We start from the raw sequence: 14,522 nt of genomic DNA, 5'->3' as shown, positions 1-14,522 counted from the left end.
ATTCCATTGGTCCAATTGCGACGTACGATTTACGCCACAGCATGTCGCATTCGGTCTTGCTTACCGCTTTCCCTTGCGGTCATTATTCTCCTCACAAGAAACAAGAAAAACGACCGCAGAGTCGAACCAACAGAGTGAGGAACTCAATATGTCAGACGAACTCGAATTTCTTAGCCGGCGTGTCGCGTCGGGCAAACTCAGCCGTCGTGATTTTCTCGGCCGGGCGGCAGCGCTCGGTATTTCCGCACCCTTCGCCAACTCGCTGCTTTCAAGTGCGGCGCGCGCGGCCGGCCCGATCAAGGGCGGCACGCTGAAGGCCGGCCTGGTCGGCGGTGAATCCACCAACAGCCTCGACCCGGCGCTGATGATGACGCAGGTGCCGTTCGCCTTCGGCAAGTGCTGGGGCGAAATGATCGTCGAGCTGTCCCCGGAGGGCAAGCTCGAGAACCGCATCGCCGAGGAGATCGGCTCGTCGGACGACGCCAAGGTGTGGACGCTGAAGATCCGTGATGGCGTCGAATTCCACAACGGCAAGACGGTGACCGCCGAAGACGTCGCCGCCACGCTGGAGCGCCATTCGGACGAGAAGTCGAAGTCCGGCGCGCTCGGCTACATGAAGGGCATCGAGACGATCAAGGCCAGCGGCAAGGAAGTGGTGCTGACGCTGAAGGAAGCCAATGCCGACCTTCCCTATCTGCTCAGCGACTATCACCTGATCGTCCAGCCGAATGGCGGCAAGGACGGAGCCGATGCCGGCATCTCGGCCGGCCCCTACAAGGTCAAGACCAACGAGCCCGGCGTGCGCCATGGCGGCGAGCGTTTCGCCAACTACTGGCAAGGCGACAAGATGGGCCATGCCGACCAGATCGAGATCATCGTCATCAACGATGCGACGGCGCGCACGGCAGCCCTGCAGGGCGGCCAGGTCAACATGATCAATCGCGTCGAGCCGAAGATCGTCGACCTGATCAAGCGCCTGCCGGGCGTCACCATCCGCAACCATGCCGGTCCCGGCCACTACGTCTTCATCATGCATTGCAACACGGCGCCGTTCGACAACAACGACCTCAGGATGGCACTCAAGCTGGCGATCGACCGCGAGGAGATGCTGGACAAGATCCTGCGCGGCTACGGCTCGCTCGGCAACGACTTCCCGATCAACGCTTCCTATCCGCTGTTCACCGATATCGAGCAGCGCAAATACGATCCCGACAAGGCCAAGTTCCACTTCAAGAAGTCGGGGCATGACGGCGCCGTGCTGCTGCGGACTTCGGACGTCGCCTTCCCCGGTGCCGTCGATGCCGCACAGCTCTTCCAGCAGAGCGCCGCAAAGGCCGGCATCACGCTGGAGATCAAGCGCGAACCGGGCGACGGCTACTGGCACGAAGTCTGGAACAAGCAGCCCTTCTCCGCTTCCTACTGGGGCGGGCGCTCGACGCAGGACCAGATGTATTCGACCGCCTATCTGTCGACGGCCGACTGGAACGACACGCGTTTCAAGCGTCCGGATTTCGACAAGTTGGTACTGGCGGCGCGCGCCGAGCTCGACGAGACCAAGCGCAAGGCGATGTACCACGACATGGCTGTCATGGTCCGCGACGAAGGCGGCCTGATCCTGCCGATGTTCAACCAGTTCATCGACGCGACCGGCGCCAAGGTCGACGGTTGGGTCGACGATCCGCATCAGGAGCTGATGAACGGTTACGCCCTGGCGAAGTGCTGGCTGCAGGCCTGAGCCGGCTTTGCGGATATGTCTTCACCCATCTTGAAACTAATTGCCCAGCGCATTGCGCTGGGCATCGTCCTGTTGTTGGCCGTTTCGGTCCTGATCTTCGCCGGCACCCAGATCCTGCCCGGCGACGTCGCGCAAGCCATTCTCGGGCAATCGGCGACACCGGAGTCGCTCGCCAATCTGCGCGAGCAGCTCGGCCTCAACGATCCGGCCTATATCAGGTATTTCCGCTGGCTCGGCGGGGTGGTGACAGGCGACCTGGGTACCGCCATGTCGAGCGGCCAAGACATAGCGACATCGATCAAGGGCCGGTTGTGGAACACGCTGTTCCTCGCCTTCTGGGCGGCGGTCGTCGCGGTGCCGCTGGCGATTATCCTCGGCCTGATCGCGGTGCGCTACCGCAATGGTTGGGTCGACAAGCTAATCTCCGGACTGGCGCTCGCCTCGACCTCCTTCCCCGAATTCTTCATCGGCTATGTGCTCGTCTATTTCTTCGCCGTGAAGTGGCAGATCTTCCCCGGCATCTCGACCGTCTATGACGGCATGCCTTTCGGCGAGCGCATGCAGGCGATTGCCTTGCCGGCGACGGCGCTGACGCTGGTCGTGCTCGCCCACATGATGCGCATGACACGTGCGGCGATCCTCAATGTCATGCAGTCGGCCTATGTCGAGACGGCGGAATTGAAAGGCCTGTCGGCCTTCAACGTCATCCGCAGGCACGCCTTCCCCAATGCCATCGCGCCGATCATCAATGTCGTCATGCTCAACCTCGCGTATCTGATCGTCGGCGTCGTCGTGGTCGAGGTGATCTTCGTCTATCCGGGCATGGGACAATATCTCGTCGACCACGTCACCAAACGCGACGTGCCGGTGGTGCAGGCGGTCGGCCTGATCTTCGCCGCCGTCTACATCAGCCTGAACATCATCGCGGACATCGGGGCGATCGTCGCCAATCCGCGTCTCAGACATCCGAAATAAGGGGCGGATATGCTCGATATCAAACGTATCCCCATCCCCGCGCTGATCGGCATCGTGCTGACGACGCTGTTCGTGCTGGCGGCAATCTTCGCGCCGCTGATCGCGCCGTACGGCAATGGCGAAATCGTCGGCGACGTCTGGGATTCGATGTCGGCGACCCATTTGCTGGGAACCGACAATCTCGGCCGCGATCTGCTTTCCCGCATGATCTACGGCGCCCGCATCACCCTGTTCATCGCGGTGCTGGCCACCGCGCTGTCGTTCTCGCTCGGCGCCATCCTCGGCTTCTCGGCGGCGGTGTTCGGCGGCTGGTTCGACACGCTGCTGTCGCGCCTTGTCGACCTTTTGATGTCGATCCCGACGCTGATCATGGGCCTCGTCGTGCTGTCCGTGCTGCCGACCAACCTGGTGACGCTGATCCTGGTGATGGGCATTCTCGATTCAACCCGCGTCTATCGCCTGTCGCGCGCGGTCGCCGTCGACATCAACGTCATGGACTATGTCGAGGCGGCGAAACTGCGCGGCGAGGGCAGCGCCTGGATCATCTTCCGCGAGATCCTGCCCAACGCATTGTCGCCGCTGGTTTCGGAACTCGGCCTGCGCTTCATCTATGCCGTGCTGTTCCTGTCGACGCTGTCCTTCCTGGGCCTTGGCGTACAGCCGCCTGACGCCGACTGGGGCGGCATGGTCAAGGAAAACAAGGACGGCATCGTCTTCGGCATCGGGGCCGCACTCATCCCGGCAGCGGCGATCGCCCTGCTGGCGATTTCCGTCAACCTGGTTGCCGACTGGGTGCTCAACCGGACGACAAGCCTGAAGGGAGGACGCGGGTGATGGCCGACAGCAAAGCGAAGCCCGGGCAACCGAAGTCAGGCCTTCTGCTCGACATTCGCAATCTGCGCATCGAGGCCACCGTCTTCCCGCCCGGCGAACCGCCGAAGAACATCGTGCTGGTGCACGATGTCTCGCTGACGCTCGAGAAGGGCAAGGTGCTCGGCCTGATTGGCGAATCTGGGGCCGGCAAATCGACCATCGGCCTGTCGTCGATGGGCTATGGCCGCGGCGGCGTGCGCATCACCGGCGGCGAGGTCATCCTCAACGGCCGCGACATCCTCAAGGGCGGCAAGGACGGCTTCCGCAAATTACGCGGCCGCGAGGTCTGCTATGTCGCACAGTCAGCGGCAGCCGCCTTTAACCCGGCGCACCGACTGATGGACCAGGTGGTGGAAGCCACGCTGCTGCACGGCACCGCGACACGAGCCGAGGCAGAGAAGCGCGCGGTTGCGCTGTTCAAGAAACTCAGCCTGCCCAACCCCGAAACCATCGGCGAGCGCTTTCCGCACCAGGTCTCGGGCGGCCAGCTGCAACGCGTGATGACGGCGATGGCGCTGTGCTCCGAGCCGGACCTGATCGTCTTCGACGAGCCGACCACGGCGCTCGACGTGACGACGCAGATCGACGTGCTGGCGGCGATCAAGGACGCCATCCGCGATACGCATGTGGCGGCGCTCTACATCACGCACGACCTTGCCGTCGTCGCCCAGGTCTCGGACGAGATCATGGTGCTGCGCCATGGCCGGTTGGTCGAATGGGGCGGCACGCGGCAGATCATCAAGGAGCCGCGCCAGGAATACACCAACGCGCTGGTGTCGGTGCATGAGATCGAACACCAAGAGCAGAAGCCCGGCACGGCGCCGTTTTTGTCGGTGAAGAACATCACCGCTGCCTATGGCCGCAGCGACATCAAGGTGCTGAAGAAGGTCTCCGTCGACATCTATCCGGGCCAGACGCTTGCCGTCGTCGGCGAGTCCGGCTCCGGCAAGTCGACGCTGGCGCGCGCCATCACCGGCTTGCTGCCGCCCGAACAGGGCACCGTCACCTTCGACGGGCGCCCGCTGGCAAACCGTCTGGCCGATCGGCCGAAGGAGGATCTGCGGCAGTTGCAGATGATCTACCAGATGGCCGACGTGGCGATGAACCCGCGTCAGACCGTCGGCACCATCATCGGCCGGCCGCTGGAGTTCTATTTCGGCATGCGCGGCCGCGATCGCGACAAACGCGTTGCCGAGCTGCTCGACAAGATCGAGATGGGCAAAGGCTTTTCCGACCGCTATCCGGCCGAGCTTTCCGGCGGCCAGAAGCAACGCGTCTGCATTGCCCGTTCGCTTGCCGCCAAGCCGAAGCTGATCATCTGCGACGAGGTGACCTCGGCGCTCGATCCGCTGGTCGCCAACGGCATCCTCAAGCTGCTGCTCGATCTGCAGAAGGAGGAGAACGTCGCCTATCTCTTCATCACGCACGACCTCGCAACGGTGAAGTCGATCGCCGATTCGATCGCGGTGATGTATCGCGGCGAGGTGGTGCGCTACGGCCCCAAGAGCCAGGTGCTGGCGCCGCCCTTCGACGCCTATACCGACCTTCTCTTGTCATCGGTCCCCGAGATGGAGATCGGCTGGCTGGAAAAGGCGATCAAGGGACGGCGCATGGCCAGCGCGGGGAACTAGAGCGGTTCGCCGTTTCACGGAAAGGGCGAACCGCTCTATCTCCTTGTTTTGACGCAATTCCGGACGGAAAACCGTTTCACACTTTTCCTGGAATTGCTCTAGCAAGCCAACGGTCCGCCAGGTCAGGGGAGCCGGCGGCCGTCATCCGGATGCAATATTAGAGCGCCACACGTCCTTCGGGACGAGCGCCGCTCGCACGATTTTTTAAAGGGGTAGGACATGAAGACTGAACTCGATCATCTCGCTGAACTCGCCGGTCAAGGGCGCATATCGCGCCGCGCGTTTCTCGGCCGCGCCGCCGCGCTCGGCGTGTCGGCAGCCCTGATACCGGCGTTGGCCGGCAAGGCTTTCGCCCAGACGCCGGTCAAGGGCGGCACCATCAAGGCCGGCCTGCAGGGCGGCGAATCGACCAACAGCCTCGATCCGGCACTGAACCTCAGCCAGGTCACCTTCAGCTTCGGCAAGCTTTGGGGCGAGTATCTTGTGCGCCTCACCCCCGACAACAAGCTGGTCAACCTGATCGCCGAAGAGATCGGCGCCTCGGCCGACGCCAAGACGTGGACGATCAAAATCCGCGACGGCATCGAGTTCCACAATGGCAAGACGGTCGGTGCTGAGGACGTTGCCGCCACAATCGAGCGCCATGCCGACGAGAAGTCGAAGTCGGGAGCACTCGGCATCCTCAAGAACATCAAGGGCGTCAAGACGAGCGGCAAGGAAGTCATCGTCACGCTCGGCGACGCCGATGCCGACTTCCCCTATCTGATGGCCGACTACCATCTCACTATCCAGCCGAATGGCGGCAAGGACGATCCGAACGCCGGCATCAGCGCCGGTCCCTATAAAGTTAGCGTCAACCAGCCCGGCGTGCGCCATGGCGGCGAGCGCTTCGCCAATTACTGGCTGGGCGACAAGGCCGGCCATGCCGACCAGGTCGAGATCATCGTCATCAATGATGCGACCGCACGGCTTGCAGCCCTGCAGGGTGGCCAGGTGCACATGATCAACCGCGTCGAGCCGAAGGTCGTCGATCTGGTCAAGCGCATCGCGGGCGTCAGTATCGAGAACGTCTCGGGCAAGGGCTACTACCCGTACAACATGTTCTGCGACACCGCACCCTTCGAAAGCAACGATCTGCGGATGGCGCTGAAGCTTGCCATGGATCGCGACGAGATGCTTGAGAAGATCCTGCGCGGTTATGGCTCGGTCGGCAACGACTTCCCGATCAACGAAGCCTACCCGCTGTTTTCCACCGACATCGACCAGCGCAAGTTCGATCCGGAAAAGGCGGCGGCAGCCTACAAGAAATCCGGCCATAGCGGCTCGATCGTGCTGCGCACCTCGGACGTCGCCTTCCCCGGCGCCGTCGACGCCGCCCAGCTCTATCAGCAGTCCTGCGCCAAGGCCGGCATCAAGATCGAGATCAAGCGCGAGCCCGGCGACGGCTACTGGTCGGAGGTCTGGAACAAGCAGCCCTTCTCGCTCTCCTACTGGGGCGGACGCGCGACGCAGGACCAGATGTATTCCACCGGCTACGTCTCGACCGCCGACTGGAATGACACCCGTTTCAAGCGGCCGGAATTCGACAAGATGCTGTTTACGGCGCGCGGCGAACTCGACCAGGCCAAGCGCAAGGCGATCTACCACGACATGGCAGTGATGATGCGTGACGAAGGCGGCCTGATCGTGCCCTTCTTCAACCAGTTCATCGACGCCGCCGCCACCAACAAGATCGGCGGCTTTGCCAAGAGCCCTATCGGCGAGATGATGGACGGCTACGCGCTTGCCGAATGCTGGCTCAACGCTTAGCCGAATTCTGATCGTCCGATTTCATCTATCAAGAACGCCGTGTGCCCAAGACGGCACACGGCGTTCCCGTTTCAACTGCCAAGCCGCAAGGAGCCGCCCATGGCGCTCAAATCCAAGCTTTTGCTGATCATCCTCGACGGCGTGCCCTACCGCAACTGGCGCCGGCTGATGGGCAATCTCGAAGGCTGGGTGCAATCGGGCGAGGCGAGGGTCTGGAAGATGCGCTCCGTGCTGCCGTCGACGTCAGCCTGCTGCTATGCTTCGATCCATACCGGGGTGTCGCCGCAGGTGCACGGCATCCTGTCCAACGAGAACCGGTTCCGCGTCGCGCAGCCCGACATCTTCTCCGAAGTCAGCAAGGCCGGCGGCAAGACGGGCGCGGTGACACATTCCTACTGGTCGGAGTTCTTCCGCGCCTATCCGTTCGACCTGGTCGAGGACATGGAGTTCGACGAGCCAAGCGGGCCGATCACGCATGGCCGCTTCCACACCATGACCGGCTACAATGCCCGCAATCAGATGACGCCGAGCGATGTCGACCTGTTCGCGACGCTGACCATGCTGACCAAACGCCATGGCATCGACTACGGCATCCTGCACACCTGCACGCTGGATTCGATGGGGCACCGCTTCGGCCACGACTGCCATGAGATGGACCACGCCGTCTATGCAATGGACGGCATGCTGGCGGCCTTCCTGCCGCGCTGGATCGAAGCCGGCTATGAGGTGATGGTCACCGCCGACCATGGCCAGACCGATCGTGGCCATCATGGCGGCCATGACGACGAGATGCAGGATTTCGCGCTGTATTATTTCGGTGCCGGCAAAGGACCGCAGGCCGACACGCTGCTCGACCAGCTGCAGCTGGCGCCGACGGTACTGAGCCGGCTGGGTGTTCCCGTGCCCGCGACGATGAAGGCGAAGTCTTTCTTGGGGTGAGAAGCGGTCCGCGTAGCGGACGAGAAGCCAATTGCTTGGCTTTTCGAGCTTCGAACGCCCTGAGCCTGCGAAGGGCCGGGCGTGGTTAGTCGATCCACCCTGCCGGCCCTACGCTATGGCTTCGGGCGTTCGTCACTTCAATCGACAAATCGTTGTCGATTGACCCGCCTCCGGCGGGACGCTCCTCACCCTCTGGCAACCGCCCCGGTCTTCGGTTAGCCTCCGCAAAATTCCTTGGCGGAGGATGAACCTTTTTGGGCCGATCAGCGACAGAGCAGACAGGAGCCAGGCGGCTCGACCGGCCATGACGGCAGCGACGGAGACCGATCGCGCGCTTGTCGACCGGGTCGCGCAGGGCGACCGTGCCGCCGTGCGGCTCCTGTTCATGCGTCACCACGCGCGGGTCTACCGCTTCGTGGCGCGCCAGACGGGATCGGAAATGATGGCTGACGATATCGCCAACGAAGTGTTCCTCGAGCTGTGGCGCCAGGCGCCAGGCTTCGAGGGACGCTCCGAAGTGTCGACATGGCTGCTCGGCATCGCCCGTTTCAAGGCGCTGTCCTTGCTGCGCAAGAAGAAGGAAGACTGGATCGACGACGAGGCCGCCGCCGCGGTGCCCGACGGCGCCGACACGCCGGAAGTCGTCACTATGAAGGAAGACAAGGCTGCCGCCTTGCGGCGCTTCGTCGACGCCTTGCCGGAAGAGCATCGCGTCGTCATCGATCTTGCCTATTATCACGGACAGTCGGTGAGCGAGATCGGCGCGGTGCTCGACATTCCAGTCGCGACCGTCAAGACCCGAATGTTTTACGCTCGCAAGAAACTCGGCGAGGCCCTCAAGGCCGCCGGTTACGACAGGGGGTGGCCATGAGCGCCGCTGAAAAGATGTCGCGCCGCGACGAAATGGAAACGCTGCTGCCATTCTATCTGAACGGCTCGCTGGAAGGTTCGGATCTGGAGGCCGTCGAGGAATGGCTGGCCAACGATCCGGCCGCACTTGCCGCCCTTGGCGAGGCGGAAGCCGAATTCTCCGGCACGACGGCCGCCAACGAAGCGATCCGGCCGCCGGCCGATGCGCTGAGCCGCTTCGCCAAGGCGTTGGACGCCGAGGCCGGGCCTGCGCGCAAACCGGCAGGGTCGTCCTGGCTGGCGCAGGCCTGGGGTCGCTTCATGGCGGTGCCGGTCGGTGTCGCCTGGGCCGCGGCCGCGGTTCTGCTGGCCCTGGTCATGGTGCAGTCGTTCGTCGAGCCTGGCGGCAAGGGCAATGATTTCGAGATTGCCGGCGCGCAGGACGATCTGGCGAAAATGCCGTTCGCCCTGGTCAAGTTCACGCCGGATGCCAAGATGTCGGACATATCCGCCTTCCTCGGCAGCAACGGGCTGAAGATCGTCGGCGGACCGACCGCCGACGGCGTGTTCCGGCTTGGCATCCCGACCGCCAACGCTGGCGACTATACGAAGCAAATCGGCCTTATTGCCGCCCAGCCCTTCACGGAGACTGTGATCGAGGGAAGGAAACCGGTTGATGGCGGCTGAGGCGGTCATTCGATTTGCGGCAATGCTTGCGGCGGCGATGACAATCGCCGCCGTGCCTGCGTCGGCGCAGACCAGCAGCGCCAATCCCGACCGGACGAAAATCGACTGCCGCGACGGGACCAATGCGGCGGGAGCCGACTGCGCCAAGGATGGCAGTGACACAAAGGGCGGATCGGACGCAGGACAATCCGGCGCCGTGTTCCTGCCGGCCCTGATCGTCGACCTGTTCCCCAATCCGGCGGCCCCTCCGGCACCGCTGCCGACGCCACGGCCAGACCCGGCGACGCCACCTGCCGACACGCAGGCAGGCCCCCCGCCTGGCGGCCCGATCGTCTCGCCGACCGATCTCATTGCCGTTCAGCCGCAGCGCGCGGTGGTTGGCGATTTCGTGCCCGACGAGGTGCTGGTGACCGTCGACGGCGATGCCGGCGCTGTCCAGCAGATCGCCGCTTCCTTCGGCCTGCAGGTGCGCTCGCAGCGCCAGTCGCTGCTGCTTGGCACCACGCTGGTGCGCTTCGGCATTCCCGACGGCCGGCCCGTCGGCGTCGTGCTGGCGCAACTGGCCGCGGACGGCCGCACCCAGCGGCGCGAGCCCAACCATGTCTATTCGCTGCAGCAGGCCGCCAGCATCGTCAATTATGCTTTCGAGCGCATCGCGCTCGATTCCAAGCAGGCGAGCGGCGAAAACGTCCGCATCGCGGTGATCGACACCGGCATCGACGACACCAACCCGGCGCTGTCAGGCGTCATTGCCGGGCAGTTCGACGCCATGCCCGACGTGCCGATCGAAAAGCGCGATCACGGCACGTCGATCGATGGCCTGATCGCCGGCGTCGGCGCGCTGGAAGGCATGGCGCCCGGCGCCAGGATCTACCACGCCCGTGCCTTCGAAGGCGGCAAGTCGACCATGGACGTCATCCTGGCGGCGCTCGACTGGGCGGCGGAACAGGACGTGCGCATCATCAACATGAGCTTTGTCGGGCCGAAGAACGACCTGCTCGGCGTCGCCTGCCGTAATGCCCGTGCGCTCGGAATGGTGCTGGTCGCCGCCGCCGGCAACAACGGGCCGAAGGCGCCCTATGGCTATCCGGCCGCCTTCGACGGCGTCATCGCGGTGACCGCCACCGATGCCAGGGATGGGCTGATGCCGCAGGCCAATCGCGGCGCCTATGTCTTCATCTCGGCGCCCGGCGTCGAGATGGTGGCGCCGAGCGGCGCCGGCTCGGATGTCGTCACCGGCACTTCGTTCGCGGCGGCGATCGTGAGCGGCGCCATCGCCAATCTCATCCATGCCGCGCCCGACCGCACGGCCGACAACATCGAGAAGGCGCTCGCGGCAACGGCCAGGGATCTCGGCCCCAAGGGCCGCGACAATGATTTCGGCTATGGGCTGCTCGACATCAAGGCGGCAGGGGCGGCGAAGGATTAAATTCCGCGCTTAGACGTCTCCTGGAGTTCTTTGGGCATGCGAGCTGCGCTTGACCATGTGTGTCGAAGAGAGCAAAATAGGACTGCCTCGGACGCAGAAAACTCATCTTCTGCGCGCCACGATATAGGGACAAGCCTCGTTGCCCTTGGCTGTGTGGGCTTCAGTGGCAAGAATGTCGAAGCCCGTGGCAGATACAAGCTGGCTCAGCTCGGCCTCCCGGAAGACGTTCGTGTAGGGTGCCTTGCCGATCGCGCGCATCGCGGGCAACAGAGCATGGCGGATGAGCGGGTTCATATCCCCGATGCAGGGTGTCTTGCAGATGAACAGGCCTTCGCTGTAAGCAAGGCGTGAATGCAGCGCAGCGTCCCCGGCAGGTCGCGCACCAGATGGAGATAGTTGAACCCCAGAACTGCATCAAACCGACCGGCCTCGGGCGCAAGCGCCTCCGCGGTCGCGGTACGGAAGGAAAGCGCCGGGTTGGGGTCGGCGGCGCGTTTTTCCTCGGCGATCGCGATCATTTCAGCGGAGATATCCGTCGCAAGATAGCTTTTCACATCACCTGCAAGCCGGAGCGCCGTTGTTCCTGTTCCGCAGCCTAACTCCAACACCTTGGTATCCGGTCCCAACAAGGCTCGGGTCCGGTCCAGCGTGCGCTCATATCCGACCCGATCCGCAACCGCAGCGGTGGCATATCTCCGTGAAGCCCGGTTCCAGAAATCGGTGTCGCTCGCTGTGCTCACAGGTGGGTCCTTTGCGTGCAATGCGGCGAGGAATTCGCGCGGAAAGGCGTCGCCCATGGTTCCAACACCGGGCATTGGTCCATATGGGGTGACCCGGTTCAACCTAAAGGGCCGGACCTAACCGAACGGCGCTTCCATCATAGAAGCGCGACAGCCGAAAGCGGCTGAGATCATGCCCGCTCTCGTTCCCCTGAATCAGGTCGGAAACGACGCGACCGATTCCGGGTCCGATACCGAACCCGTGACCACTCATTCCCGTCGCGACGAAAAGACCACCGACTGCCCGCGCGTGATCCACGACGGGGACGACGTCGGGCATGGCGTCAATCATGCCTCCCCAGCCTGCCTTTAAACGAACTGTTTCGAACTGTGGAAAAAGGCGTCTGAAATTGCGTTCTATCGAACGGAGACCGGAGCGTTCAGCGGCGGGGTTGAGGACCCGCATTCTTTCGAAAGGACTCTGGGAATCCGGCGCCCAATCGCGCGGAGTCGACCAGCTATCAGGGTAACCCGATGGAGCGAACGGGAAGTAGCGGGTTCCGAGCGGATTGGCCTTTAGGGCGGGAAGATACTTGGTGGCGTGCCGGAATGCGTCCGGCCCCAGGTAGAGCAAATTACTGCCTCCCGGAGCGAGCGTGTATCCGCCATCCTGTCGGCGCCTGAAAGCGATGTGTTCCTCCGCTGCCGCACCTGCATAGATTTCAGGCATGGGCTCCGTTGCGGCTACGGTTACCCTGACGCTGAGTTGGGGGATGGACACGCCGTGTCTTCTCAGGAACAGGGATGACCAGGCGCCGCCCGCGACCAGTACGCTGGACGTCTCGATGTATCCCGCCTCGGTCCACACTCCCCTGATCCTGCCAGCTGAGATTTCGAGGGTTCGCGCTGCGCAATTCTCTATGATCTTGGCGCCCTTTCGGACGGCAAGCCGGGCAAGTGCAGGCACCGCCAACCAGGGCTCCGCACGCATGTCGGAAGGCGTCGTCATGGCGCCCTTGAATTTGCGCGACATGCCTTTGATGAGTTTCGCGGTTTCGTCTCCGTCCAGGAGGCGAGTGTCGAGCGCATGCATCGCGGCGATCTTCATGAACTCTTCGAAGCCGGCCATGTCCTTGTCGGAGTTCGCCAGGTAGGTCACACCTGCCTGGTTCAGCCCAATGTCTTCGCCGCATTCCTCAGCCAGCTGTCGCCACAGGCGAGACGCCTCGATGACAATCGGCAGTTCGTCCGCGTCTCGCCCCTGCTTTCGAATCCAGCCCCAATTTCGGGAGGACTGTTCGGCCGCAACGCGTCCTTTTTCCAGCAGCGTCACCGGAATATTCCGCTTCGCAAGAAAAAGAGCGGTGGTTACGCCGATGATACCACCACCGACAATTACCACCTCCGAAGTCTTCGGCGGTGGGCCAGGATGTTGGATTGGATCCGTCTCGGAGAACGGGAACGTGGGCAAGTGGGGGCATCCTGGAGGAATGGTCGATGGCTCTGGTTAACTGGTTGCCACCCTCCAAGAGCCAAATCAAGAGCAGGTGCAGGCAGACCGTTATCCCACGACACTGCAATCGATCTTCGGGCAACGTCCGCAAGGGGTCGAACTCGGCCCCTCGCAGCGATTGGGGTTGACCCTCAAGCCGGCGCGCCGGCGACCGACCCCCTGACCACCAGGTCGACCGGCCATACCTCGCCGCGGGCGCCCTCCTCCAACCCCGAAATCCGGGCCGCCAGCCGCTCGGCGACGCGGGCGCCGGCGAGACGGATGGATGAGCGCGTCGTCGACAGCGGCACCGAAAAATTCTCCGGCCGCAGCCAGGGGAAGACATCGTCATGGGCGATCAGCGACACGTCGCCTGGAATGCTCAGGCCGAGGTCGCGCACCGCACGCACGACGCCCAGCGCCATGATCAGGCTGGAGCAGGCGATCGCCGTCGGCGCGTCGCCCTCTTCCAGCAAACGCCTGGTGGCGCGATAGCCGTTCTCCTCGGTCATCACCATCGAGAAGACATGGCGCTCGCCCAATGTCAGCCCGCTCGCGGCGAGCGCCCGGCGCACGCCGCGTTCGCGATGGATGGCGAAGGTCTCGCGATCGTCGCCGTTGATCAGCGCCAGCCGCCGGTGACCGAGCTGGATCAGCAGCCTGGCCGCCTCGTGGAAGGCGCCCTCATTGTCGATGTCGGTGAAGGCATAGTCGAAATCGAAACCTTCGCTGCGGCCATGGACAATGAAGGGAATGCCGAGCGTATTGACCAGCGCCACGCGCCGGTCAGCGGGCCTTGGCGAGGAGATGTAGACGGCGTCGACCTGCCGGTTGGCGACGATGCGCCGGTAGGTCGTCTCCTGATCGTCGGCGTCGGCCGGCGACAGCACGAGGTCGAGTTCGTGCGAGCGGGCATAGTCGCCGAGGCCAGACAGGAACTCGACGAAATGCGGATCGATGTCGACGGCGGCCCCGGTCGGCAAGACATAGCCGATCATGCCGGTCTTGCCGGTCGCCAGACGGCGCGCGCTCGGATTGGGGCGATAGCCGTGACGCTTGGCGGCGTCCATGACACGCCTTCGCGTTTCCTCGTTGACCTCAGGATAGCCGTTCAGCGCACGGCTTACCGTGGTCTGCGAAAGTGCCAGCATATGGGCGAGCTGCTTGAGGTTCACGAAAGTCTCCATTCCCCTCAAAGCGCTTTTAAATTGAATCGACCCAAGTGCCGTAGGGCCGGGTCATTCGATGACGAACCATAAGCGCGGTTAGGGCGTGTTTGAAACAAAAATTGCTGCTGCACTGCCATAAATACATGTTGCAACGCACTTTTGACGCCGCAGATGCGCAGGATTAAATCGATTAGCTCGGCGACCTCTTGACTTCC

The 14,522-nt window shown here is 63.3% G+C and carries 11 protein-coding genes and 1 pseudogene; 9 read left to right on the top strand and 3 right to left on the bottom strand.

What is annotated here, in order from left to right:
* Window positions 1-148 precede the first annotated feature (148 nt).
* The 9 genes from ACFOJ9_RS35840 to ACFOJ9_RS35800 all read left to right on the top strand — a co-directional run bounded on the left by ACFOJ9_RS35840 (window position 149) and on the right by ACFOJ9_RS35800 (window position 10,927).
* Window positions 149-1,735: an ABC transporter substrate-binding protein gene (locus tag ACFOJ9_RS35840; RefSeq protein ID WP_378986436.1), complete on the top strand. Its 1,587-nt coding sequence runs from the start codon at window positions 149-151 to the stop codon at window positions 1,733-1,735.
* A gap of 15 nt (window positions 1,736-1,750) precedes the next feature.
* Window positions 1,751-2,710 carry an ABC transporter permease gene (locus ACFOJ9_RS35835; protein WP_378986434.1) on the top strand — a complete coding sequence of 320 codons (960 nt, stop codon included), beginning with the start codon at window positions 1,751-1,753 and terminating at the stop codon, window positions 2,708-2,710.
* Window positions 2,711-2,719: 9 nt separating this feature from the next.
* Window positions 2,720-3,544: an ABC transporter permease gene (locus ACFOJ9_RS35830; RefSeq protein WP_378986432.1), complete on the top strand. Its 825-nt coding sequence runs from the start codon at window positions 2,720-2,722 to the stop codon at window positions 3,542-3,544.
* Window positions 3,544-5,214, top strand: coding sequence for an ABC transporter ATP-binding protein (locus ACFOJ9_RS35825; RefSeq protein WP_378986430.1), 1,671 nt, complete (start codon window positions 3,544-3,546; stop codon window positions 5,212-5,214). Before ACFOJ9_RS35830 ends, ACFOJ9_RS35825 begins: the two co-directional genes overlap by 1 nt.
* A gap of 219 nt (window positions 5,215-5,433) precedes the next feature.
* A complete protein-coding gene (locus ACFOJ9_RS35820; RefSeq protein ID WP_378986428.1) occupies window positions 5,434-7,023 on the top strand; it encodes an ABC transporter substrate-binding protein in 1,590 nt (529 codons plus the stop codon).
* Window positions 7,024-7,122: 99 nt separating this feature from the next.
* Window positions 7,123-7,962 carry an alkaline phosphatase family protein gene (locus tag ACFOJ9_RS35815; protein WP_378986426.1) on the top strand — a complete coding sequence of 280 codons (840 nt, stop codon included), beginning with the start codon at window positions 7,123-7,125 and terminating at the stop codon, window positions 7,960-7,962.
* A gap of 304 nt (window positions 7,963-8,266) precedes the next feature.
* Window positions 8,267-8,833: a sigma-70 family RNA polymerase sigma factor gene (locus tag ACFOJ9_RS35810; protein ID WP_378986424.1), complete on the top strand. Its 567-nt coding sequence runs from the start codon at window positions 8,267-8,269 to the stop codon at window positions 8,831-8,833.
* Complete coding sequence (locus ACFOJ9_RS35805; RefSeq protein WP_378986422.1) at window positions 8,830-9,498, top strand: anti-sigma factor; 669 nt, start codon at window positions 8,830-8,832, stop codon at window positions 9,496-9,498. The genes ACFOJ9_RS35810 and ACFOJ9_RS35805 overlap by 4 nt, the downstream gene beginning before the upstream one ends.
* The gene (locus ACFOJ9_RS35800; protein ID WP_378986420.1) at window positions 9,488-10,927 is read left to right on the top strand and encodes a S8 family serine peptidase; all 1,440 of its coding nucleotides are present in this window, start codon (window positions 9,488-9,490) and stop codon (window positions 10,925-10,927) included. The genes ACFOJ9_RS35805 and ACFOJ9_RS35800 overlap by 11 nt, the downstream gene beginning before the upstream one ends.
* 102 nt (window positions 10,928-11,029) lie before the next feature.
* On the opposite strand, the pseudogene ACFOJ9_RS35795 reads toward ACFOJ9_RS35800, so the two are convergent.
* The 3 genes and pseudogenes from ACFOJ9_RS35795 to ACFOJ9_RS35785 form a co-directional block, all read right to left on the bottom strand.
* Window positions 11,030-11,667, bottom strand: a pseudogene (locus ACFOJ9_RS35795) (class I SAM-dependent methyltransferase).
* A gap of 103 nt (window positions 11,668-11,770) precedes the next feature.
* Entirely contained in the window at window positions 11,771-13,117 is a 1,347-nt protein-coding gene (locus ACFOJ9_RS35790; protein ID WP_378986418.1) for an NAD(P)/FAD-dependent oxidoreductase, read from the bottom strand.
* A gap of 173 nt (window positions 13,118-13,290) precedes the next feature.
* The gene (locus ACFOJ9_RS35785; protein ID WP_378986416.1) at window positions 13,291-14,313 is read right to left on the bottom strand and encodes a LacI family DNA-binding transcriptional regulator; all 1,023 of its coding nucleotides are present in this window, start codon (window positions 14,311-14,313) and stop codon (window positions 13,291-13,293) included.
* Window positions 14,314-14,522 lie beyond the last annotated feature (209 nt).

It is taken from the genome of Mesorhizobium cantuariense (genome assembly GCF_042647205.1).
Lineage (GTDB): Bacteria > Pseudomonadota > Alphaproteobacteria > Rhizobiales > Rhizobiaceae > Mesorhizobium > Mesorhizobium cantuariense.
The sequence above is the reverse complement of the archived record's forward strand: the minus strand, read 5'-3'. Positions and strand labels throughout refer to the sequence as shown.